Source organism: Terriglobus tenax (assembly GCF_025685395.1).
GTDB lineage: Bacteria > Acidobacteriota > Terriglobia > Terriglobales > Acidobacteriaceae > Terriglobus > Terriglobus tenax.
The window spans coordinates 1,819,348-1,843,519 of the sequence record NZ_JAGSYA010000004.1; the positions used below are offsets into that span (position 1 = coordinate 1,819,348).

At 60.8% G+C, this 24,172-nt stretch carries 18 protein-coding genes; 10 read left to right on the forward strand and 8 right to left on the reverse strand.

Annotated features, from left to right (window positions below):
- Both OHL13_RS13095 and OHL13_RS13100 read right to left on the reverse strand, forming a co-directional pair.
- Positions 1–1,272, reverse strand: coding sequence for a carbohydrate porin (locus tag OHL13_RS13095; protein WP_263410570.1), 1,272 nt, complete (start codon positions 1,270–1,272; stop codon positions 1–3).
- Between the two features lie 86 nt (positions 1,273–1,358).
- Complete coding sequence (locus OHL13_RS13100; protein ID WP_263410571.1) at positions 1,359–2,534, reverse strand: PepSY-associated TM helix domain-containing protein; 1,176 nt, start codon at positions 2,532–2,534, stop codon at positions 1,359–1,361.
- Between the two features lie 123 nt (positions 2,535–2,657).
- Between OHL13_RS13100 and mfd the strand changes: the two genes are divergently transcribed.
- The 6 genes from mfd (at position 2,658) to galU (ending at position 11,224) form a co-directional block, all read left to right on the forward strand.
- The gene (gene mfd / locus OHL13_RS13105; RefSeq protein WP_263410572.1) at positions 2,658–6,299 is read left to right on the forward strand and encodes a transcription-repair coupling factor; all 3,642 of its coding nucleotides are present in this window, start codon (positions 2,658–2,660) and stop codon (positions 6,297–6,299) included.
- 131 nt (positions 6,300–6,430) lie between these two features.
- Complete coding sequence (locus OHL13_RS13110; protein ID WP_263410573.1) at positions 6,431–7,330, forward strand: sulfite exporter TauE/SafE family protein; 900 nt, start codon at positions 6,431–6,433, stop codon at positions 7,328–7,330.
- A 2-nt stretch (positions 7,331–7,332) separates the two neighbouring features.
- A complete protein-coding gene (locus OHL13_RS13115; protein WP_263410574.1) occupies positions 7,333–7,713 on the forward strand; it encodes a DUF1634 domain-containing protein in 381 nt (126 codons plus the stop codon).
- Positions 7,714–7,903: 190 nt separating this feature from the next.
- On the forward strand, positions 7,904–9,658 hold the full coding sequence (locus tag OHL13_RS13120; RefSeq protein WP_263410575.1) for a DUF885 domain-containing protein: 1,755 nt from the start codon (positions 7,904–7,906) through the stop codon (positions 9,656–9,658).
- A 25-nt stretch (positions 9,659–9,683) separates the two neighbouring features.
- Positions 9,684–10,241, forward strand: coding sequence for an AAA family ATPase (locus tag OHL13_RS13125; protein WP_263410576.1), 558 nt, complete (start codon positions 9,684–9,686; stop codon positions 10,239–10,241).
- Between the two features lie 104 nt (positions 10,242–10,345).
- Complete coding sequence (gene galU / locus OHL13_RS13130) at positions 10,346–11,224, forward strand: UTP--glucose-1-phosphate uridylyltransferase GalU (RefSeq protein WP_263410577.1); 879 nt, start codon at positions 10,346–10,348, stop codon at positions 11,222–11,224.
- A 185-nt stretch (positions 11,225–11,409) separates the two neighbouring features.
- Here the strand turns inward: galU and bla are convergent, their stop codons facing one another.
- The 4 genes from bla to OHL13_RS13150 all read right to left on the reverse strand — a co-directional run bounded on the left by bla (position 11,410) and on the right by OHL13_RS13150 (position 15,227).
- Positions 11,410–12,264: a subclass B3 metallo-beta-lactamase gene (gene bla / locus OHL13_RS13135; RefSeq protein WP_263410578.1), complete on the reverse strand. Its 855-nt coding sequence runs from the start codon at positions 12,262–12,264 to the stop codon at positions 11,410–11,412.
- A 121-nt stretch (positions 12,265–12,385) separates the two neighbouring features.
- On the reverse strand, positions 12,386–13,528 hold the full coding sequence (locus OHL13_RS13140) for a glutathionylspermidine synthase family protein (RefSeq protein WP_263410579.1): 1,143 nt from the start codon (positions 13,526–13,528) through the stop codon (positions 12,386–12,388).
- A 5-nt stretch (positions 13,529–13,533) separates the two neighbouring features.
- Positions 13,534–13,890 (reverse strand): hypothetical protein, encoded by a 357-nt coding sequence (locus tag OHL13_RS13145; protein WP_263410580.1) that lies wholly within the window; start codon positions 13,888–13,890, stop codon positions 13,534–13,536.
- Between the two features lie 158 nt (positions 13,891–14,048).
- Positions 14,049–15,227: a pyridoxal-phosphate-dependent aminotransferase family protein gene (locus OHL13_RS13150; RefSeq protein ID WP_263410581.1), complete on the reverse strand. Its 1,179-nt coding sequence runs from the start codon at positions 15,225–15,227 to the stop codon at positions 14,049–14,051.
- An 83-nt stretch (positions 15,228–15,310) separates the two neighbouring features.
- On the opposite strand from OHL13_RS13150, the gene OHL13_RS13155 reads away from it, so the two are divergent.
- Positions 15,311–15,778 carry a GatB/YqeY domain-containing protein gene (locus OHL13_RS13155; protein WP_263410582.1) on the forward strand — a complete coding sequence of 156 codons (468 nt, stop codon included), beginning with the start codon at positions 15,311–15,313 and terminating at the stop codon, positions 15,776–15,778.
- A gap of 93 nt (positions 15,779–15,871) precedes the next feature.
- Positions 15,872–16,510, forward strand: coding sequence for a ribonuclease HI family protein (locus OHL13_RS13160; protein WP_263410583.1), 639 nt, complete (start codon positions 15,872–15,874; stop codon positions 16,508–16,510).
- Positions 16,511–16,615: 105 nt separating this feature from the next.
- Here OHL13_RS13160 and sthA read toward each other — a convergent pair whose 3' ends face one another.
- Positions 16,616–18,013, reverse strand: a complete 1,398-nt coding sequence (sthA, locus tag OHL13_RS13165; protein ID WP_263410584.1) for a Si-specific NAD(P)(+) transhydrogenase — start codon at positions 18,011–18,013, stop codon at positions 16,616–16,618.
- Between the two features lie 108 nt (positions 18,014–18,121).
- Between sthA and OHL13_RS13170 the strand changes: the two genes are divergently transcribed.
- Positions 18,122–18,700 (forward strand): thiamine phosphate synthase, encoded by a 579-nt coding sequence (locus OHL13_RS13170; RefSeq protein WP_263410585.1) that lies wholly within the window; start codon positions 18,122–18,124, stop codon positions 18,698–18,700.
- 33 nt (positions 18,701–18,733) lie between these two features.
- Positions 18,734–20,707, forward strand: a complete 1,974-nt coding sequence (locus OHL13_RS13175; RefSeq protein ID WP_263410586.1) for a CocE/NonD family hydrolase — start codon at positions 18,734–18,736, stop codon at positions 20,705–20,707.
- A gap of 85 nt (positions 20,708–20,792) precedes the next feature.
- Here the strand turns inward: OHL13_RS13175 and OHL13_RS13180 are convergent, their stop codons facing one another.
- The gene (locus tag OHL13_RS13180; protein WP_263410587.1) at positions 20,793–24,104 is read right to left on the reverse strand and encodes an efflux RND transporter permease subunit; all 3,312 of its coding nucleotides are present in this window, start codon (positions 24,102–24,104) and stop codon (positions 20,793–20,795) included.
- Between the last annotated feature and the right edge of the window lie 68 nt (positions 24,105–24,172).

The following is a 24,172-nucleotide window of genomic DNA, read 5'->3' on the forward strand; positions in this document are numbered from 1 at the left end:
TTACAGAACAACTCGCAGCCGGAAGCCCATCACCACCGTCCCATCCAGCCGTCGATCGTTGGCCGGGTCGATGACAATCTGAAAGTCGGGACCAAACTCCGTACTGCGGTTGATGCGCGCGCGGTAGAACATCTCGTACAACTGCTCCATACGCTTGCTGGTGTCCTGCGGGCTTACCGACGAGAACGCCGCGCCAAACATGTCGCCCCGCCTGCCGAACGGCCGGATATGCGCAAAACCCAGACCCTCTGTATGCTTGGCCGTCGTCCCTCGGGACGGCGCCACCCCCATGCGTCCAAAGACCACCCATGCGCGAAACTCGTGGTCCACCTCGCCATAGACGCCATATCCACTACCCCGATTCTTCGTATCGTCGCGCCACACGCCCACGCGGTAGATCTGGTCGCCCTTGCCAAGCACGCCGTTCTTGTAGCCGACTTCAAGGCCTTCGTAGAAGTGCCCATGGGCAATGGTCTGCGGCCCGGTGTAGGCCGTGCCCTCCGTGTCTACCGTCACCAGGTGCGCGTACCACTTGCGGTTGAGCTGGTAGGCCAGTGCCCCGCCGGAGCTGTAGGCGCCGGAGTACGGATTAGCGAAATTACCGTCGTAGGTGCCGGCCAGGAATTGCCGCGTCTCGTCGTTGTTGACTGGGCTTAGCCCCATAAAGTCGTTGGGATGAATCTTGCCCACGTAGAGGGCCAGGCGGCCGTTCAGCATGTCCTGCCGCCAGTACAGCAGGTTCAACGTTATAGGCCGCTGCGGGCCGGTCGCCTGCAGGCACTGGATGAAGTTGGCCGCGCCCACCGCGTCGCTCAGGTCCCATTGCTGGCTGGTACCGATGTTCGTGCCGGACCGTACCAGGAAATTCAGCGATCCGCGATTGCCGCCCTTCTGGTGAAAGACCCAGCTTCCGTTAAAGTCCAGCCTGCCACTGAACTGCTGGTGGCGCGGCGCCTCCGGCACCACGTTATGGGAATACTGCGAAAGAAGGGTGTACGCCGCGCCCACAGTCAAGCGGTAACGCGCGCTCAACTGGTGCAACCCGCCATTTAACGGGCCAAGCACCGGCTGTAAAGGATCTGCCTGGAACAGCGGGTCAGCGGGAATATCTTTCTGTGCCTGCGCGTCGGAGTCCATCTCCTGCACAAACGCCGCATGAGGCGGGGTCTGCTGTACCGGCATCATCCGCTGGCTTTGCACCGGGGCAGACTCCTGCTGCGCGGCCTGCGCAAAGCAGGCGCCGCAAAGGGTTACCGCCAGCAACGCCGGCATCCATCTTCGTTCCCTCATACGTGCGTGAAACCGGTCTTTCCTGTGGGGTTCGTTAAATGGATGCTATGGCAGGAAATGCGATTCGGCTAAGTTTCTAGGGGTGCAGAAGACGCCGCGCCGCGCAGTGTCTTCCAGCGGTGCCGCAGCCAGCGGTTCCAGTACATCAGCAGGCCGGTAATACTCAGCACCGCCAGGCTAAGCCCCAGGCAGAACCACACCACCTTCCACCCCACGCCCCACAGCGTTCCAAAGTGCAGCGGATACATGGCCCACATCACCCAGTCGCCCAGCGTCTGGTTCTGTCCGTAGTGCCAGGTGGCCAGCAGGTTTCCAGTACCGCCGCTGTAAGTCAGAATGTCACGGTGCGAGAAGTCACCCGGCTCCTCCACGTCCATGTAGACGGTCACATTGCCGCCGGGCTGCCCTGTCAGGCCAAAGCCGCTCAAAAACGCCGCGGGCAGGTGATTATGCGCCTTCTCCAGAATGGACTCCAGGCTGACCTGCCCACTGGCAGCCACCTCCTTCAGCGGCTCCGGCTCCTTCATGTTCTTCAGCGGAGACACCACGCCAACCACCGCCGCAACCTGCCGGGGAAAACCAAAATAGATGCCGCTGATGGCCCACCAGCTCACAATCGCCAGGGTCCAGAAGCCGATGGCGTTGTGCGCGTCAAAGTTGATGCGCCGCCATCCGCTGCGGAAGTTGATGCGCAGGCCGCGTACCCATGTCTTCACGCCCGGCCACCACAGGAAGATACCGCTGATGGCCAGCAGCAGCAGCACCATCGCCGCAACCGCGTTGACGCCCACACCAATATTGCCCATCAGGAGCGAGGTGTGCAGGTCATGCACCCATTCAATCCAGCTCCTGCCCGTCTCCCTCACCGCACCGGTGGCCATGTCTGCCGCCACCTCGGTGTATTTGCCGGCGGCGTTCTGCAGGTAAACCTCGTAATGAGGCTTCTCCGGAGTGGGCATCGTCACAAAGGTGACGTGCTCTCCGGGCTTCTTCGCCTCCGCCATGCGAATCACCGTGGAGACCGGCGCCGGCTCGCTCGCAAACGCTCCTCTGGGCTGGCCAAGGATCGAGAACTCGTCCTCAAAGACAAGCAAGGCTCCCGTGGTGCCAATCACCACGATGTAGAGCGACAGCAGAATGCCTGCCCAAAGATGCACCTGGAAGAGCGCACGGCGCAGCCACAACTTCCGCGGATGATGGAGAAAGGTCTGGAACATCGCAGTCGATACCGTTCGCGGTTCCATCCCTCCATGGAAGCCTCTCCTTAAATTACGACAAATTTAGTCCTCAATCCAGCCTCTTTCTCTCAACTCGCTTATTTATCAAGCACCTAACGAAATCTCACACGTTAATTACACTGAAAGCAGATGATTCTCCCTTTCGTCCGCGAGCTGTTTGCGGAGCTGGAGCATACTGACCCGTATGAGCGTGTGCGCCGCCACCTGAGTGCCGGTGTGGGGCGTCGTCGTGTCTCCGGGCTTACTTTCACCGCCCGCGCGCTGTACATGCCCTTCCTGGTGCGCGCCAGCCACACACCCTGCCTGGTCATCGTGCCGGACAACAAGGCCGCTGAAGCCCTGCACCAGGCGGTTACCGAAGCCTGCGATCTTACCGGCGCGCTCGATCCGAAAACGGTTCTGCGCCTGCCCGCGCATGACGTACTGCCGTTTGAGAATCTGTCCCCGCACGCCGAAATCCAGGAGCAGCGCGCCGCCACGCTTTGGAAGATTGCCAGCGGCACGGCGAAGCTGGTCATCGCTCCGCTGGAGTCAGCCTGTATGCGGCTGTTTTCCCGCGACCACTATGCCGGCCTTGCCCTGCATCTGAAGCGGGGCGAAGAGCACATCCCGGAGATGCTGCTCGAGCACCTGCTCTCGGTCGGATACACACGCGTCGATGTCGTGGAGATGCCCGGCCAGGTGACCCACCGCGGCGGCATCATCGACGTCTACTCTCCGGAACAGGACCGCCCCGTCCGCATCGACTTCTTCGGCGACGAGATTGAGACCATCCGCAAGTTCGATCCGGAGACGCAGCGCAGCTCCACGCCCATTGAAGAAGCCCTGCTGCTGCCGCTGACCGAGACTCCCGTTACTGAAGCCCTGTTGACCGCCATCAACAATCGCCTGACACGCTCTGGAGCGACCGCCGCGGAGCTGCAAGGCGGCGAAGCGATTGAACAGCAGGACCAGCCCCGTGAGATTCGCACCACCTACGGCGAAGCCACTGTCTTCCCCGGATGGGAGTTCTACGCCCCCGTCGCCGGGGCCAACAGCGACCTGCTGCACCTGATGGGAGCAACAACACGCGTCTTCGTGGACGAACCCGCCATGGTGAAGAACCAGGGCGAGCGCTGGTGGAACAAGATTGAGCAGGCACACGACCGCGCCGGCATCGGCTCGCTGGTCCGGGCCGAAGATATCTACCTTTCGCCGTGGGACCTGGAAGATCGCATCCGCAGAATGCCGGGCATTGAGCTGGATCAGCTGGGCGCAGTGGACGTACTCGATTCGCAGGTCGACGCGCTGAGCGGCATCGAGATGCCCACGCGGCCCACAACGCGCTTCCATGGCTCAATTCCCGCACTGGTGGAACAGCTCCGTTCGCTGATGAACCAGGAGGCACGCGTTGTGCTCACCGCACCCAACCAGGGAGAGGTGGAACGCCTGGCCGGGCTGCTGCAGGAGTACAAGGTCCCTTACCGCATCGGCTCGCGCACACAGACGGCCAGCGGATCGGCCAACGTGTACGACGAGACAACCTATCACTCTGGCAGCGCGAATGCCCCCATGATCGTACGCGCCGCTCTGCTGAACGGCGTGCATGTGCTGGACATGGATCAGGCCACCGCCCGTCAGATGGTGGTCTACGGAGCGCAGGACCTGCAAGATGAAGCCGACATCGCTCCGCGCCGCACCGCGGGCAAGAAGTCCAAGACCGCCGCCTTTGTCTCTGACTTCCGCGATCTGGCCATGGGCGACTACGTCGTCCACGTCGAGCACGGCATCGCGCAGTACCAGGGCCTCCGCACCATCGATCAGGACGGGCTCCCATTGGAGCTCATGACGCTGGAGTTCGCTGAGGGCGCAAAGCTCTACGTCCCGCTCACGCGGCTCGATCTGATCCAGAAGTATCGCTCCACCGACACCGGCCCCGCGCCGGAGCTGAATAAGCTGGGCAACCAGCAGTGGGCCAAAACCAAGGCGCGCGTGAAGAAGGCCATGCAGGACATGACCGACGAGCTGCTGAAGCTCTACGCGCAGCGCCAGGCAGCGCAGGGTTATGCCTTCTCGCCGGACAACAACCTGATGCGCGAGTTCGAAGACGCCTTCGACTACAACGAGACCGACGACCAGATCTCGGCCATTGCTGACATCAAGGGCGACATGGAGAACACGCGCCCCATGGATCGCCTGCTGTGCGGCGACGTGGGTTACGGCAAGACAGAGGTGGCCATGCGCGCCGCCTTCAAGGCCGTACAGGACTCCAAGCAGGTCGCTGTGCTGACACCCACCACCGTGCTCAGTTTCCAGCACTACGAGAGCTTCAAGAAGCGCTTCGCCAAGTTTCCCGTCAACGTCGAAATGATCTCCCGCTTCCGTACCGCCAAGGAGCAGAAGAAGATCGCCGAAGACACCGCCGCGGGCAAGGTCGACATCCTGATCGGCACACACCGCCTGCTCTCAAAAGACCTCTCGTTCCAGGATCTCGGCCTGCTGATCGTCGACGAAGAACAACGCTTTGGAGTGCGCCACAAGGAACGCATGAAGCAGTTCCGCGCGCACCTGGACGTACTGGCCATGTCCGCCACGCCCATTCCGCGCACGCTGCACATGTCGCTCGTCGGCTTGCGCGACATGAGCGTGATTGAAACACCGCCCAAGGACCGCATGGCCATCCAGACCATCGTGGCCAAGTACGACGACAAGATCGTCCGCACCGCCATTGAGATGGAGCTGGAGCGCGGCGGCCAGGCCTACTTCGTTCACAACCGCGTGGAGACCATCTACGACATCGCTGCCCGCATCCGCGAGCTGGTGCCGCAGGCCCGCGTTGTAGTGGGCCACGGCCAGATGGGCGAGAGCGAGCTGGAACGCGTCATGCTCGCCTTCATGAACCACGAGTACGACGTCCTTGTGGCCACCAGCATCATCGAAAACGGCCTCGACATCCCGTTGGCCAATACCATCCTGATCAACCGCGCGGACCGTCACGGACTGAGCGAGCTTTATCAGCTCCGCGGCCGTGTGGGCCGCAGCAATCGCCGCGCATACGCCTATCTGCTGATCCCTCCGGAGACGGAGCTGACCGAAGTCGCACGCCGCCGACTTGCCGCACTGAAAGAATTCTCTGACCTGGGCGCCGGCTTCAAAATCGCCGCGCTCGATCTGGAACTGCGCGGCGCGGGCAACATGCTGGGCGGCGAACAGAGCGGCCATATTGAAGCCATCGGCTTTGAGATGTACACCACCCTTCTGGAAGAAGCAGTCGCCAAGATGAAGGGCGAGGAGCGGCAGGAACGTCAGCCGGTCCAACTGAATCTGGGCATCTCCCTGCGCATCGACAACGACTACATTGGCGAAGAGAACCAGCGCCTGCGCATGTACAAGCGCATTGCCGGAGCGACTACCGACGCCGATCTGGCCGACGTTCGCGCCGAACTGATTGACCGCTACGGCACACTGCCGGACTCCGTGCTGAACCTGCTCTCTGCCGCCGAACTGCGGCTCACAGCCGAGCGCCTCTGCGTCTCGCAGATCGACCGCAAGCGCACTCAGATCGAGATTCAGAAGAAGAAGGAAAACGTGGAGATGCTCCATGTGCGCTTCGATCCGAAGAGCATGATCGACCCCGGCGAGCTGATGAAGCTGGTCGCCCGTTACGCTAAGCGTGGAGCACAGTTCTCCCCGCAGGGCGTTCTGCGCTGGCCGCTCACTTCGGCAAAGTCAGAAGACGTGTTGGCGGAGACGCGTTCGCTGCTGGAACAGCTCGTACTGCGGCCGCAGTAGTTATCTTTCGGCTTATCTTGCGCTGCCACCCCTGAATGGGGGTTATCACCCGCAAGCTCCCGGCAGAAACTGAATGCAAGGCCGTTCATCAAGGCCATACGAAGCATTTCCAGAAGGAGCGAGGAACAGCGATGATCGCTTACTCCATTCCATTTCTGTGCTGGCTGTTCTTCGGAGCGACCGTGGCCGGCATCTTTGGCGCGCTGCTGGGCATTGGCGGCGGCATGTTCATTGTTCCCATCATGGTGCTTGGCTTTCACCTGCCCATGAAGTACGCCGTGGCCGCCAGCATCGTCTCGGTCATCGCCACCTCCAACGCAGGCGGCTCCTCGTACGTGGAGAAGCGCATCGCCAACATCAAGCTGGCCATGTACCTGGAGATCTTCACCACCTTCGGCGCCATCGCCGGAGCCGCTCTGGCCCTGCATCTGGCCGAGTGGCTCATGCTTCTGGTCTTCGCATTGCTGACCCTCTACATGGGTTACGGATCGTTCACCACGCGCAACCTGGATGAGCAGCGCATCGCCGCTGGCTCCTTCAACACGCCGCCCACGGGGACGCTGGCAAAGAAGCTCGACATCCACGGCGCGTACTATGACCAGTCTCTCAAGCAGGAGGTGCCGTACCACGTCACCGGGCTCGGCCTTGGCGGCATCATCTCCGTGCTCGCGGGCCTGTGCTCCGGCCTGCTGGGCGTGGGCGGAGGCATCCTGAAGGTCTCCGCCATGAACCGCTACATGAATGTGCCGATGAAGGTCTCAGTCGGCACCAGCAAGCTGATGATCGGCATTACCGCGGCGGTCTCGTCGCTGGTCTTCTTTCTTGCTGGAACGCTGCATTTCTCGCTGGTTGGCCCGGTCGCCCTGGGCACCACGCTCGGCGCGAACATCGGCACCTCCATCATGAACCGCCTTCGATCGCGCGACCTGAAGCTGGTCTTCACCGTTGTAGTGCTCTACATGAGTTATTCCATGATCGCCAAGGCGATCCAGCTGCACTGGGGCATCCATCTTCCCAGCTTTGGAGCGTAGCCATGATTGATACCCACGAAGAGAAAGGCCTCTACACCGCCGTCCACAACGTGCTCACCTTCGGCATGTGGGTTTCCACCGCGCTGTTCAGCATCGGCGTCGCTCTGGCCATCGTGCATCCTGACCGTGTTCCCTCAAGCCTGGAAGCGATGCCCGACTACTACCACTGGAGCGTTGTCACCCACGGCCTTGCGCACGGCGACCCAAATATCTGGATGATGATCGGCGTCGTGCTGCTGATCCTTACACCCATCGGCCGGGTGGTGGCCTCCACCATCGCTTTTGTCCAGACCGGAGAACGCATCTGGGCCGGGATGACTCTGCTGGTGCTGGCCATCATCTCGCTGAGTTTCGTCCTGGCGCGCACGGGCATCCTCCACTAGTCGCCTTTGCTTGTCATTTCGACCGGAGCGGGACAGCTTTTACTTCCTGCGCAGCGGAGAAACCTGCATTTTTTCAGTCACTCATGATGCAGGTCTCTCTACTCCGCCACGCTTCGGTCGAGAGGACAGCCTTCGGTTGTTGTCCTGAGAAATAGCTATAGCAGTACACTGCTGTGCAGGAACACTCCCCATGAAGAAACTCGCCGCCTTGCTAGCCCTCGGAGTCGCCATGACCACCACCGCCCCCGCGCAGAAGCTCTCCGCCGACGGAGCACAGCAGACCTTCCGCTTCTACGTCGACCAGTACTTCGACGACGTCTTCAACTTCTCGCCGACATACGGTACCCAGGCCGGCTTCCACCAGTACGACGGGCGCCTGGAAGACTACTCCGCCGCCGGCGTGCAGACGCAGATCAAGACCTTCCGCGAGTGGCAGAAAAAGTTTGAGGCCATCCCCGCCGATGGACTGGACGCCGCTGTGGCCGACGACCGCCAGGTGCTGCTGAACAACATCGAGTCCACCCTGCTCTCGCTTGAAACCATCCGCATGTGGGAGAAGAACCCGGACAACTACTCCTCCGGCATCACCGGCAGCATCTTCGTTCTGATGAGCCGTGACTTCGCCCCGGTCGACACCCGTCTGCGCGCCGCCGTAGAGCGCGAGAAGCTGATGCCGCAGGTCTTTCTGGAAGCCCGCAAGAACCTGAAGAACCCACCGAAGATCTACACCGAGATCGCCATCGAGCAGATCCCCGGCCTGGTCAGCTTCTTCGAGAACGATGTCCCGCTCGCCTTCGACAAGGCCACCAACGCGGAAACGAAAGCCGAGTTCGCGAAGTCCAACAAGGCCGTCATCGACGCTCTGAAGAGCTATGGCGAGTGGCTCAAAGCCGATCTCCTGCCGCGCTCCAGCGGCGACTTCAAGTTCGGCGAGACTACCTTCCGCAAGAAGCTTGCGCTGGATGAGATGGTGGACCTTCCGCTCGACAAGCTCGTCGAAATCGACATGGCAAACCTGCGCGCCAATCAGGCCGAGTTCGCCCGCATCGCCAAGGAGCTTGACCCCACCAAAACTCCCGAGCAGGTGCTGGCCGAGTTGGCCACCATCCACCCCGCTCCGGACAAGCTGCTGAGCGCCTTCCAGGACACCTTCAACTCACTGGTCAGCTTCATCCGCGCGAAGAAGATCATCACTATTCCCAGCGATGTACAGCCAACGCTCGAAGAGACGCCGCCCTTCATGCGCGCCACCACCGTGGCCAGCATGGACTCACCCGGCGCCTATGAGAAAAACTCCACTAAGGCGTACTTCAACGTCACCCTGCCGGAGAAGGACTGGACACCGGAACACGTCGCCGAGCACATGGCCAGCTTCAACGTGGGCACCATCATCTCCACCGCCGTGCATGAGGCCTATCCCGGCCACTACGTACAGTTCCTGTGGCAGAACCAGTTCCCCTCCAAGGTGCGTAAGCTCACCATGTCCGCCAGCAACGTAGAAGGCTGGGCGCACTACACCGAGCAGATGATGCTGGACGAAGGCTACGGCCAGCCCGGCTATGGGGCCAAAGACGCACGCGAAGCGAAGCTCATCCGCCTGGGCCAGCTGCAGGATGCTCTGTTGCGCAATGCACGCTTCATCGTCGGCATCAGGATGCACACCGGCCAGATGAGCTTCGACCAGGGCGTCGACTTCTTCGTGAAGGAAGGCTACCAGTCCCGCTCCGCCGCAATGGTTGAGACCAAGCGCGGCACCGCCGACGCGCTCTACATGTACTACACGCTGGGCAAGCTGGAGATTCTGAAGCTGCGCGACGATGTGAAGAAGAAGCAGGGAGCGACGTTCAGCCTGGAGAAATTCCACGACGACCTGATGCGGCAGGGCCCTGTGCCCATCAAGATCATCCGCAGGAACATGCTGCACGATAACTCCCCGGTACTGTAGCCAGTACCGGCAATTCCACTCCCGTATGAACCAGTTTGTTGTTCTTTCCGGCTGCTCGGGCGGAGGCAAGTCCTCCGTCCTGGCCGAGCTTGCGCGGCGCGGCTACACCGTGGTGGAGGAACCCGGCCGCCGCATCGTGCGACAGGAGATGGAACACAATGGCTCTGCCCTGCCCTGGATGGACATGACGGCCTTTCTTCGCCGCGCCATGGAACTTTCTCTCGCCGACCGGCAGGCCATGCAGCACCACCCGGGCTGGATCTTCTTCGACCGCGGCTGGATTGACGCAGCCGCAGCCCGGCAACGCATTCTCGGTGAGCCGATACCGGCGCTGCTCGCCGAACAGCACCGCTACCATCGGCGTGTCTTCCTCACACCGCCGTGGCCGGAGATCTACGTCAGCGACTCCGAGCGAAAGCATGGTTTCGAAGAAGCTGTCGTGGAATACAACCACCTGCTGGAGACATATCCAGCGCTGGGGTACGAGGGAATCGTTCTGCCGCAGGCGAGCGTTTCCGCGCGCGCAGAGCTTATTCTCAGCACGCTCGGCCTGCCGCAATTGCAAAATCTACCTTCTGTCTAGCAAACAGGATGCTCATCCTCTGCATCGGAAGTGCTATAACGTCCCACACCATTAGTTTTGGTACGATGACGGTACTCAAGTAACTTCCAAGGACACAATCACTCATGGCAACCATGAAAGTTCGCAAAGCTGTTTTTCCCGCTGCCGGTATGGGCACTCGCTTTTTGCCCGCCACCAAGGTCACTCCGAAGGAGATGCTGACGCTGGTCGACAAGCCGCTGATCCAGTACGGCGTGGAAGAAGCCGTCGCCGCCGGATGCGAGGAGATCATCCTTGTGACCAGCCGCGGTAAGTCGATCATGGAAGATCACTTTGACAAGTCCGCCGAGTTGGAAGCCTCGCTGGAAGCCAAGGGCAAGACCGCCCTCCTGGAGATTGCACGCGCCGTCTCAAAGCTTGCGAAGATCAACTCCACCCGCCAGGCGGAAGCTCTCGGCCTTGGCCACGCCGTGCTGCAGGCCAAGTCGCTGGTCGGCAATGAACCCTTCGCCGTCATCCTTCCGGACGATATCGTGGATGCCCAGGTTCCCTGCATGAAGCAGATGGTCGAAGCCTTCAACGAGACCCAGGCCTCCATCCTCGGTTCGGAGATCGTCGAAGGCGATGCCATCTCCGCCTACGGTTGCCTGGCCTGCACTCCCGATCCCAAAAACCCCAAGCTGCTGGCCGTCAGCGACATGGTCGAGAAGCCGAAGCCGGGCACGCAGCCCAGCCAGAACGCCATCATCGGCCGCTACATCCTTACGCCGCGCATCTTCGACATGCTGGAGACCATCACCCCCGGCGCCGGCGGCGAACTGCAACTGACTGATGGCATCAAGGCTCTGATGCAGTATGAGAAGGTCTACGGCTTTACCTACGAAGGCAAGCGTCACGACGCCGGCGACAAACTCGGCTTCCTGAAGGCCACCGTTGAGTTCGCCCTGAAGAACGAACAGCTCGGCGACAAGTTCCGCGCCTGGCTGAAGGAATTCCCGCTGTAAGGTTTCAGGCTCGTAATCTCGTTGAGACAACCCGTTGCCCCATTCTTCGCGAAGCGAAGGGTGGGGCTTCGCGCTTAAGCGCGACCGCATTTCTTGATTGCCGTTCCGTAGCGCGGCAGAGGAATCTGCTGTTCCGTTCTCCCAACCAGGGTGTCCCTCGCAAAGCCAGGGTGGGTTCGACGTCCCTACTTCGCAGCCTGTTCCTTCTTTACTTCCGCTTCAAGCTCCGCGCTCTTCTCCGCCACATATTTCTTGTATCCAGCCGGATCGACCCAGGCCTTCACACCCTCAACCTTCATCCGCGGATACTTCTCTTCCAGACCGTAGTACTTGCCATGTGCGCCCAGGAAGATATCGCACGGCAGCGACTTCAGCACCGCATACGCATGGCGCTGGTCTTCCACAATCTGCGGATACTTCTTGTTCCCCTTCAGCTCATACCCGGCATCGCCATAGCCAATGCCGCCCGCGCCGACAATCACCACATGGTAGCTCTTGCCCGCGTCCGTCACCGTCATGGTGAAGGTCGTCGTTCCCTTGGTATGTCCGGCAGTCTTGTGCGCTACAACCTTCACGCCGCCCAGCTCCACCACATCGCCGTCATGCAGCGTTTTATCCACGTGCGCCGGCGGAAACCAATACTGCTGCTCCGTGTAAGCCACGCCAATCTTGCCGCCGGACTCAGCCAGCTCCACATCTCCGTCCATCACTTCGAACGTCGCGCCCGTCTCTTTGCGCACCTGCTCGGCTGCGCCCACGTGGTCAAAGTGCGCCTGGCTGCTCAGCAGAATCTTCGTGTCCGCATACTTAAAGCCAAGTGCGGCGATGTTCTGCTTAACCATGTTGATCTCGTCCGAGTCGCCGACGTTGATCAGGATATTGCCCTTCGGCGTCACCACCAGGTAGGCATCTTCGAAGCTGTCGCCCACGGAATACAGGTTCCCCGCAACCTTGTGCGGGGGGAAGTTTGGGTACACCTTGGCATGGGCTGTAAAGGCGGCAGAAAACAGTACCGCGAGCAGGGCGCAGCGACGGATCATGGCTCCAAGCCTACGCCCGCCGCAATCAGAATCAGCATTAACCCCAAAGGTGCCCCGGTGGATAACGCCTGTGGATTTCGAGGAAAACTGTGGAAGCTGAGGATTCCCCGGCCAGATCTTCCTACTGGAAGAAGTGCGGCACAAAACGGCTAAGGTTTCCCGTCACCGGCTCCGCAGACTCGCGAATACCCATGCCGCCGCACTCCTGGTCAATCATCCACAACCCCAGCACCGGGTACTGCCCGTCAAACACCGCCGGAGGAGCCAGCGCCTGGTCCACGCACAACCGATCCGTGTAATCCCCTTCGGTCGCGTAGACAGAGCCGTCCGCACGCACCATCGTAATGTTCGCGCCCTCGCGCGAGTGCATGGGCTTGCGCACCGTTCCCGGCGCAGGCGGCACGCTCAGGTCAGCAAAGTACGCAGGCAACAGATTCGGATGGTCCGGATAAAGCTCCCACAGGATAGGCAGGATGCCCTTGTTCGAGAGCAGCATCTTCCAGATAGGCTCAATCCACTTCACCTCGCGGTAGGTCTCGAGCGCGGAGGCTCCGAACTCCTCCTCCACCATCGTCTCCCATGGATACAGCTTGAAAATGGAGTCCATGCGGCGGTTCTCCAGGTCGACAAAGGCCTGCCGATCGTTGTCCCAGCCAATCTCCTCCATCAGCAACTGCTGCGTGGGAATGCCCGCCTGCTCTGCCGTATCGCGCAGGTAGGTGGCCGTCAGCAGATCTTCCGGCGAGTCTACGCTGCAAAAGTACACCGGCTTTGACAGGTACGGCGCAACATCCTTCCACTTGGCGATCAGCCGGTCATGGATCGAGTTGAACTGGTCGGTGCCGGGCTTCACCTGCTCCATCCAGTTCCACTGGATCACAGCGGCCTCCAGCAGCGAGGTCGGCGTGTCCGCGTTGTACTCCAGCAGCTTCGGAGGCGTAACGCCGTCATAGCTGAAGTCGAAGCGGCCATACACGGCAGGCGGTTCGTTCTCCCAGGCCCACTCAATCATCGGCACCGCCGCCGGATCAATCTCCAGTTCGTCGTAGCGCCGGTTGTCGATGACATGCTGCGCAGCGGCCAGGCACATCTGCTGCATCTCGTTGGCGGAGGACTCCAGCATGTCCACCTCGGCCGACGAGAACTCATAGCAGACCGACTCATCCCAGTAGGGCTGGCCGTTCTCCAACGTGTGAAAGGTAAGGCCTTGCTCTTCGACAAGCTGCTGCCAGTTGCTGCGCGGATACAGACGTTGACGCTTCATATCAACTAAGACCCAAAGTGCGAGGAAAAGGATCGCCCAAATCCACCACGGCTCACACTGGTGCCATAGCTGTGTCCGGCGAGCGGAGCATATCCGCCGCCGCCCACGCGCGAGCCGATATCGTAGCTGCCATAGCCGCCGTAGTAGGTGCGATACATGGGAATGATGAATGGCACAAAACCACCGTGACCATCCGGACGCTGCTCCGTGCGCGTGACCGGCTGGCCCTGGCACAGGTTGTCAGCAACCACCTGGTCATGTTCATCGACGCAGCGCTGCATCTCTTTTTCTTTGCAGGCGGTCAGCAAGGCAAGGGCGGTAGAGGCAAGAAGAGGAGCAGTAACGCGAAGAGAGCGTTTCATGATGTATTCGTCAGGGCACGGCTTCAGCCGTGCCGTCCTCGCTCCAAATTACTACGGCTTTAGCCGCTGAGGAATGAACATTCCTGCCTCAGCGGCTAAAGCCTGTTTTCTTCTGCCTTTTCGCAGCATGGCTGAAGCCGTGCCCTGACGAAAAGCTGCTACTTCACGTGCTCGGCAAATACCTTCTGCGCGGCAATCAACCCCTTGCCGAACTCCAGACCCGGCAGGATGTTGTTGGCGATCGCCACCTGCTCCAGGGCGCCGATGATGGCGATGGTGTCCAGGTAGTCGAAGAAGCCGATGTGCGCGATGCGAAACAACGATCCCTTCATCTCGCCCTGGCCGTCGGTGACAATGGCCGCGAACTTCGACTTCAGACCCTTCACGATCACGCCGGAATCGACGCCCTCAGGCGGCAGGATCGCCGTCGCGGCGGCAGCTTCATAGCCCACCGGAGCAAACAGCTTCAGTCCCATCGCCGTCGCTGCAGCGCGAGTCATCGCGGCACAGGTCTCGGCGTTGTCCACCAGCGCAGCACGGCCGGCCTTCAGATCGCCACCGCCCTGTCCGGCAATGTAGTCCAGCGAAGCACCCAGCGCGGCAATCAGAGATACCGGCGGGGTGTAAGCGGACTCGCCCTTGGCGGCGTTCTTGCGCTCCTTGCGGAGGTCAAAGTAATAGCGTGGACTCTTGCTGGTCTCCATACGCGCCCATGCCTTCTCGCTCACGGCCAGGTAGGCAAGTCCCGGAGGCATCATCACGGCCTTCTGCGAACCGCCAATCAGCACATCCACGCCCCAGGCATCCATATCAAGATGCGTGGTGCCCAGACCGGTGATCGCATCGACGATCAGCAGAGCGTCGGAGCCAGCAGCCTTCAGCACCTCGGCAATGCCCTTGATGTCGTGGCGCACGCCGGTCGAAGACTCGGTGGCCTGCACGAACACAGCCTTGATCTCCGGCGTCAGCGCGGCCTTCACCTCATCCAGCGAGAAGGTGCTGCCGTAAGGGCGGCTGATCACCTCAGCCTGCAGGCCAAAGGCCTTGGCAATACCTGTCCAGCGCTCGCCGAACTTACCGGCGGTCAGTACCAGAACACGGTCTCCCGGCGAGGTCAGGTTGGAGACCGAAGCCTCCATGGCGCCGGAGCCGGACGAAGACAGGATGATGACGTCGTTGGAGGTGCCGACGAAATCCTTCAACTGCGAAAGCACCTTGGTAAACAGGGCGCGGAACTCAGGCGTGCGGTGATGAATATCCGCAGCTGCCATGGCGAATTGCGCTGCCGGAAGCAGAGGGGTCGGACCGGGCGTGAAGAGGCGGGTTTTACGGATCATGATGCCTCCATTGTACGAGGGGCGGCGTTTCCCCGGCATCGGCCTGGAGACTTACACTAGAGTTCGACTGAAAGGAAACGACGATGCCCATTGGAGAGCAGATCGGAAAAGACATCATCACGGCCATGAAGGCGAAAGAGGAGCTGCGCCTCACCACCCTGCGCATGGCCAAGTCCGCAATGAAGAGCAAGGAGATCGACAAGCGCCAGCCCCTGACCGAGGCCGAGGAGCAGCAGATCCTGACGACGCTGATCAAGCAGCGCAAGGACTCCGCCGAACAGTTCACCAAGGGTGGCCGCGAAGAACTGGCGAAGAAGGAGCTGGAGGAGATCACTATCCTGGAGGCCTACCTGCCCAAGCAGTCCTCCGACGAGGAGATCCTCTCTGTGGTGCAGGGCGCAATCGCCACGCTGGCCGAGAGCGGCACCAAACCCACCCCCAGGGACATGGGCGCAGCCATGAAGATCGTTCAGCAGCGTCTTGCAGCCAGCGGCCTGCACGCGGACAACAAGCGCGTCTCCGAGATGATCAAGGCGGAGCTGGCGAAGTAATTGCTCGCAAACCGTCAGGGCATGGCTTTAGCCATGCCGCATGCACGCTTACAAGCGAACGGGCTTTAGCCCCTGAGGTACAAACACTCTTTCATGCGCGAATCAACAGGCCTCTTTGCAGAACAATCCACAAAAGAAACCGGCTGGGTCACGGCCTTCTGTGATGGCGGTGCACGCGGCAATCCGGGCCCCTCGGGCTTCGGAGCCGTGCTCTATGCGCCGGACGGCACCATCCTTGCGGAGCTGAGCGAGTTCCTCGGCTTCCGCACCAACAACTATGCCGAGTACTCCGGCCTGCTGGCCGTGCTGGAATACGCCATCAAGCACGAGATCACGCACCTGAAGGTAACGTCTGACTCGGAGCTGATGGTCAAGCAGATCCAGGGCAAGTACAAGGTCAACTCCCCCGACCTGAAGCCCCTGTGGGAAGAGGCGAAACGCCGCATCCGCCATCTGAAAGGCTTTGAGATCACCCACGCCCTGCGCGCAAAGAACAAGATCGCCGACCAGTTGGCGAACGAAGCCATGGACCGCGGCATGAAGCGCGAAAACAAGCCCGGCGCTCCCGCTCCTGCGCCGCTGAAGGCGATTCCCTACCCGGTCAAGTCCGTAGCCCCGCCCAATCCCAACGGAAACCCCATGCTGCGCGGCTTCGTGCGCGACGGCGTCGTCCATGTCCTGGGCGGCGTAACTCTGCCTGAAGGCGCATTCGTCAAAATCATCAAAGAGTAATCACCCACCGGGTGCCCTACCTTCGCAACACAAAGGTGGATTCTCAGGCAAAGAAAAGGCCCGACCACAGAGCTCAGTGGGCGGGCCTTTTTCTGAATTTTCAGACTAGTCGAACTTGCTCACACGGTTCAGACCGTTGAAGGCCGCTACCTTGTAGCACTCGGCCAGCGTCGGGTAGTTGAACACCGTGTCGACAAAGTACTCGATCGTACCGCCCAGCGCCATCACCGCCTGGCCAATATGCAACAGCTCCGAAGCGCCTTCGCCGATGATGTGGACACCCAGCAGAGAGTGGTTTTCGCGGTGGAAGATCAGCTTCAGACGGCCGGTCGTATCGCCGCGAATCTGGCCGCGCGCAATCTCACGGTAGTAGGCCACTCCCACCTCGTACGGCACATCCTCTTCCGTCAACTGCTCCTCGGTCTTGCCGATAAAGCTGATCTCTGGAATGGTGTAGATGCCATAGGGGTAGTAGCTGGGGTTGGACAGGATTGTCTCATCGCCAAAGGCGCGGGCGCTGGCCACGCGGCCCTGTTCCATGCTGACCGAAGCCAGCGACGGGAAGCCGATCACGTCACCCGCGGCGAAAACATTCGGGCACTTGGTGCGGAAGTCCTTGTCCACCGGGATACGGCCACGGTTGTCAGACTCCACGCCGATGGAGGCGAGGTTCAGCTCATCCACATTGCCCTGGCGGCCCACAGCGTACAGCAGCGTGTCACCGGTTACCTTCTTCTTCGACTCGAGGTTGGCCACCACGGTGCCGTCTTCCATGGACTCCACCGACTCCACCTCTTCGTTCAGGCGCATGGTCACGCGCGAGTCGCGCAGGTGGTAGCTCAGCGATTCCACAATCTCCTGGTCGGCAAACTCCAGCAGGCGCGGACGGCGCTCAATCAGCGTGCAGCGCACGCCAAGAGCGGCAAACATGCAGGTGTATTCCACACCGATAACGCCGCCGCCCACAATGATCATGGTCTTCGGCAGGGTCTTCAGATCCAGCACCTGGTCAGAGTTGATGATGGTGGTGCCGTTGATGGGCACCTTGGGCGAGCTGGCCGGCTTCGTTCCGGTCGCAATCAGCGTCGCGCCCGCTTCATACACCGTCGACCCGCGGGAGTTGGTCACACGGATGTGGGTCGGATCCTCAAAACTCGCCGTACCGGTCAGCACTTCCACGTTATTGCGGGAAAGCTGCGCCGTGGTGACATCAATCTCGGTCTTGATAACGTGCTGCACACGGAAGGCCAGGTCGGCCATCGTGATGCGCTCTTTCACACGGTAGTTCATGCCGTAGATAGAGCGATAGTTGTAGCCGGAAAGGTGCAGCACAGCCTCACGCATGGTCTTGGAGGGGATGGTGCCGGTATTGATACAGGCTCCACCAACGACCTCGCGGTTCTCTACCAATGCGACCTTCTTGCCAATCTTCGCGCCGTGAATTGCGGCGCGCTGACCGGCTGGGCCGGAACCGATAACGATCAGATCGTAAACACTGCTCATGCGCTTTTTAGAATGATCCCCGGGTAATCGTTTGGTTGCACGTGGACGGGTTTCGCTGCACTACGTTGCCAAACCCTAAGCTAACACAGGGGTTAGACTGGCACCTGCATGACACTGTATGCCATCACCCATCGAAAGATAGTTTCACAGCACGAGAAAGCCTCTCGCGAAGCCCTGGTTGCCTTGGCTCACCGCTGTGCAGAAACCGGCGTGGACTATTTGCAGTTGAGAGAAAAGGACTTAGAGGCGGCCGAACAGGTTTCGCTCGCCCGGCAACTCCATTCCGTCCTTGTCGGCAGCCGTACCAAACTGCTCATCAATAGCCGGCTGGATGTCGCAACGGCTGTCGCAGCCGACGGCGTCCACCTGACCTCCCATCCAGGAGAACTGACCCCGTTTCAGGTGCGCAAGGTCCTACCTCACGCCATCGTCAGCGTCTCCTGCCACACCCTTGAAGACATCTCTCGCGCCACAGGCGCAGACCTCGTCCTCTTCGGACCCGTCTTTGAGAAATCGGTAACGGGCGAGCATATCGCCGCAGGAACCGGCCTCGACCTGCTGCACGAAGCCTGCCTCGCAGCGGGAGAAACTCCCGTCCTCGCCCTCGGCGGCGTCACTCCAGAAAACACCGCCGCCTGCCTCCAGGCCGGCGCAAAAGGAATTGCGGGCATCCGGCTCTTTCTCTGACATATCCTGTTTCCACACAGGAGAACTCCGCCGATGAAGCTGACCGGTCTGGCTGCAGCCGTACTGTTTGCCGCTGGATGCGCTTTTGCGCAAACCACTGAGATTCACAACGACATTCCGGGTGCCCCGCCCCCCAACCAGCCGGCCGGAACCACCACCAAACCCGAGTGGGACTACATCAAGCGCGTGGAGATGGTGCCCATGCGTGACGGCACAAAGCTCTATACCGTCATCGTCATTCCCAAGGGCGCCAGAAACGTGCCCATGATCCTGACGCGCACGCCCTACAATGCCGCCGCGCGCGCTGCGGCAATCCGCACGCCGAACGCTACCGGCAACGCCACGGCAGCCAGCCCTGGTGGTGCAGCAACGAAAAAGGAAGACTCCCCGCATATGATCGACGAACTCGGCCTTCCGGACGAGGTCTTCGTCAATGCTGGCTGGATTCGCATCTACCAGGACGTCCGCGGCAAGTATGGCTCCGAAGGCCCGTACCTGATGACTCCGCCGCCCGTCGGCCCCTTCAATGCCACTGGCGCGGACGACATCACCGACGCTTACGACACGATCGACTGGCTGGTAAAGAATGTTCCCGAGTCCAATGGCCGCGTCGGCATGCTCGGCTCCAGCTATGAGGGCTACACCGTCCAGATGGCCCTGCTGAATCCGCATCCGGCGCTGAAGGTCGCCCTGCCCGAAAGCCCAATGACCGACGGATGGATGGGCGATGACTGGTTCCACTACGGCGCCTTCCGCGAGAACAATCTCGATTACTTCCTGTCGCAGACCTCCGCCCGCGGCGGCGGCAAGCGCGCGAACCACGGCGCAGCCGATGACTACACCGCTTACCTGGAGCGCGGCTCCGCTGGGGACATGGCCCGTTACCTGGGCGAGGAAAAGCTGCCCTACTGGAAGACGGTCGAGTCGCATCCTGCCTATGACGCTTTCTGGCAGGCGCAGGCACTGGACAAGCTGCCCGGCGACAAGCCCCTGACTGTGCCCACCATGTGGCTGCAGGGCCTGTGGGACCAGGAAGATATGTGGGGCGCGATCCACAGCTACCGCGCCGCGGAACCCAAGGACAAGACCAACACGCTGAACTACCTTGTCATGGGTCCCTGGTTCCACTCCCAGGTCAACCGCGAAGGCCGCGCCCTCGGCCCGCTGGTCTGGGATGGCGACACCACGCAGTACTTCCGCCGCGAGATCATGATGCCCTTCTTCACCCAGTACCTGGTGGAAGCCGCTCCTAAGGCGGCAACGCCGCCCGTGCTGATCTACAACACCAGTGGCAACCACTGGGACCGCTTCGACAAATGGCCGCTGAGTTGCGACTCCGGCTGCGAAGGCAAGTCGAAGCCGCTGTACCTGAATGCCGGCAACACGCTGAGTTGGGACGCCCCAAAAAATGGCAGCCAGTACACGGCCTACACCGCTGACCCCGCCAACCCGGTGCCCTATCTGCCCCGCCCCGTTACCGGCGATCACTGGCGCACCTGGCTGGTCACCGATCAGCGCTTCGTCGACGGTCGCCCCGATGTGCTGACCTTCGTCACCGAGCCACTGAAGGAACCCATGCGCGTGAGCGGAACGCCGGTCGTCAACCTGGTGGCCTCCACCTCCGGCACCGACGCCGACTTCGCCGTAAAGGTCATTGATGTCTACCCGGAGACCGCTCCGAGCGAATGGAAAGGATACGAGCTGCCCATCTCGCTCGACATCTTCCGCGCACGGTATCGCAAGAGCTTCGAAAAGCCTGAGGCCTTCAAACCCAACGAACCGGAACTGGTGAAGTTCGATCTGCCGCAGGTCAACCACACCTTTGAGGCCGGCCACCGCATCATGGTGCAGGTACAGTCCTCCCTGTTCCCGCTCTACGACCGCAACCCACAGACCTTCGTACCCAACATCTTCAACGCAAAGCCCGGCGACTACAAGAAAGCCGAGCAGCGCATCTGGCACGAACCCGGCAAGGCCAGCTTCATTGAAATGCCAGTCGTGAAGTAGTTGTGAGATCTGAGTTGTGAGTTTCTTCACGCACAAAGGCCGGGATATCAATCCCGGCCTTTCCTTTCATAACTCACAACTGTTTTCAGTCTCCCGGAGCAGGATGCGGTTCATGCCCATGGGCAACAGCCTTCTTCGGGAAAAACTTCGCCAGTCGCTTCTGCACCTTGTCAAAGAACAGGTACACGGCCGGAGTCGTGAACAGCGTAAGGCACTGCGATACCAGCAGGCCGCCAACAATCGTGACACCCAGCGGCTTGCGCAGCTCAGAGCCCGCACCCGAGCCAAGGGCCAGCGGCACACCGCCCAGCAGCGCGGCCATCGTCGTCATCATGATGGGACGGAAGCGCAGAAGACATGCCTCATAGATCGCGCCTTCTGAATCCTTGCCATGCTCACGCTCGGCAACAATGGCAAAGTCGATCATCATGATGGCGTTCTTCTTCACGATGCCGATCAGCAGCACCATGCCGATCATCGCAATGACCGAAAGGTCCATGTTCGTAATCAACAGCGCCAGCAGCGCGCCGACACCGGCCGAGGGCAGCGTGGAGAGAATCGTCAGCGGATGAATGAAACTCTCATACAGCATACCCAGCACGATGTAGACCGTGATCATGGCCAGCAGGATGAGATACGGCTCTGACGAAAGCGATGCCTGGAAGGCCTGCGCCGATCCCTGGAAGCCGCCCACAACCGTACCCGGCAGACCGATCTGGTTCTTCGCGCGCTCAATCGCGGCGGTCGCATCCGAGAGAGAAACCCCCGGTCCAAGGTTGAACGAGATCGTGGAGGCAGGCCGCTGTGACTGGTGATTCACCTGCAGTGGCACACGCGTCATCTCAAAGTGCGAGAAGGCCGACAGCGGAATCTGTCCGCCATTGGAGCTCTTCACAAAGATGTGCCCCAGCGAATCCACGTCCGTCTGGAACTCAGGCGCAACCTCCATCACCACGTGGTACTGGTTCAGCGTGCGATAGGTGGTCGAAACCTGGCGCTGTCCGAAGGCATCCGACAAGGTGGAGTCAATGGTCAGCGGCGTTACACCCAAACGGGATGCCGTATCGCGATCAATAACCAGCTGATAGCGCAGACCGTTGTCCTGCTGGTCGGTATTAATGTCGCGCAGCTCCGGCAGACGCGACATGGCCGTCTGCAGCTTCGGTCCCCACTCTCTCAGGTCCGCAACGGTATCAGCCGTCACCGTGTACTGGTATTGCGCCGCGGACTGCCGGCCACCGATATTCAACTCCTGCTGAGCCTGCAGGAAGAGCTGCGCTCCCGGTACTCCCTGCAGACGTGGGCGAAGACGGTTGATGATGGCGTCTGCCGTATCGCCGTTCTTCTGGCGCTCGTCCCATGGTTTCAGCGCCATGAACAGGTTCGCGGTATTGGTAGCGCCACCGCCGGGGCCACCGCCGCCAACAAACGACATCACATGCTCGACCGCCGGATCACGCTGCACAATGTTCGACAGAACGACCATCTTCTGCCGCATGGCCTCAAACGAAGTATCCTGCTGCCCGCGGATCTGGCCGCCGATGCGCCCCGTGTCCTGCTGCGGGAAGAAGCCCTTCGGCACCAGCGTGAACAGATAGATATTCAGGATGAACGTTCCTACCGTGATCAGGAAGGTCAGCACCCAGTGCCTGATCACCCAGCGCAAACCGCGGTCGTACTCCTTCAGCAGCCAGTTGAAGAACTTCTCGCCCCACATGTAGAAGCGGCCATGCTTCTGTTCGTTGTGCGGCTTCAGGAACTTTGCCGCAAGCATCGGGGTCGTCGTCAACGACACCACCAGAGACACCAGAATGGCCACCGACAGCGTCACCGCGAACTCGCGGAACAGGCGGCCCACAATGCCGCCCATCATCAGGATGGGGATAAAGACGGCGATCAGCGAGATGCTCATCGAGAGCACCGTGAAGCCAATCTCTTCCGACCCCACCATCGCCGCCTCAAACGGCTGCATCCCGTCTTCCAGGTGGCGCGAGATGTTCTCAATGACAACGATGGCATCGTCCACCACAAAACCGGTCGAGATGGTCAGTGCCATCAGCGACAGGTTATCCAGCGAATACCCCAGCAGGTACATCACGCCAAAGGTTCCCATCAGCGACAGCGGGACGGACACGGATGGGATCAGCGTGGAACGCACCTCACGCAGGAAGAAGAAGACCACCAGGACGACCAGTCCGATGGTCAGCACCAGCGTGTTCGTAATGTCCTTCACCGAGGCGCGAATCGTTCCCGTACGGTCCAGTGCGACCTGCAGGTTGATCGCCGGCGAGATGGTGGCGCGCAGCGTGGGCAACGTGGCCAGCACACGGTCCACGGTCTCAATCACATTCGCGCCGGGCGACTTGAAGACCTGGATCAGGATGGCTGCCTTGCCATCGATAAAGCCGCCGGTCTGAATGTTCTCCACTCCGTCATACACCGTGGCGACGTCGCGGATACGAACCGTTCCGTGCGCGTTGGACGCGGCGCTGGTGGACTGGTTCGATGCAGCGACAGCTGTACGGTTCGCATTGTTCGCGGGGCCGCTGGCAGTGCTTGTCATCGTATTGGTCGTGGTTGCCGTGCTGACGGCGGAAGCTACCGAAGCGGGCAGTCCCGTGGAAGCCACGGCGCTGGATACATTGCCACGGTCCGTTGCAATGATCAGCGGAGCATACGCGGCAGCGCCATAGAGCTGATCAGAGGTCGATACCGACCACTTGTGCTCGTCGTCCTGCAGATATCCGGTTGGTTGCAGCACGTTGATCTGGCTGATCGCCGTGCGCAGAGCTTCCAGGCCGATGCCATAGGCCGTGAGCTGCCTGGGATTGGCTTCAATCCGAACGGCAGGCTTGGCCGAGCCACCGACGAACACCTGACCAACACCTTCCACCTGCGCAATCTTCTGGGTCAGGATCGAGTCTGCAGCATCATAAAGCTGCGCCGTGGTCATGGTGTTTGAGGTCAGCGCCAGCATCAGGATCGGCGCATCCGAAGGATTGATCTTGCGGAAGCTGGGATTCTGCGGCAGGTTGGCCGGCAGCTGCGCGCGCGCAGCATTGATAGCCGCCTGTACATCGCGAGCCGCTCCATTGATATCGCGCGACAGGTCAAACTGAAGAATGATGCTGGAGCTGCCCGTACCGGAGACCGAGGTCATCTGCGTGATGCCGGCAATGCGCGAAAACTGCCGCTCCAGCGGAGTCGTCACAGCCGATGCCGTCGTCTCCGGATCAGAACCCGGAATGCTCGCGTTGACCGAGATCGTGGGGAACTCTACCTGCGGCAGCGGAGCAACCGGCAGGAAGATATACGCAATCGCACCTGCCAGCAGAACTGCAATCGAGAGCAGGAAGGTGGCCACCGGCCGCTTAATGAATGGTTCTGAGATATGCATAGGCGAAATACGTAGATGCCTGTTTCTGAATCCGTTTTGGACTTCGCCCACCCGTGCAGGCCGGCGAA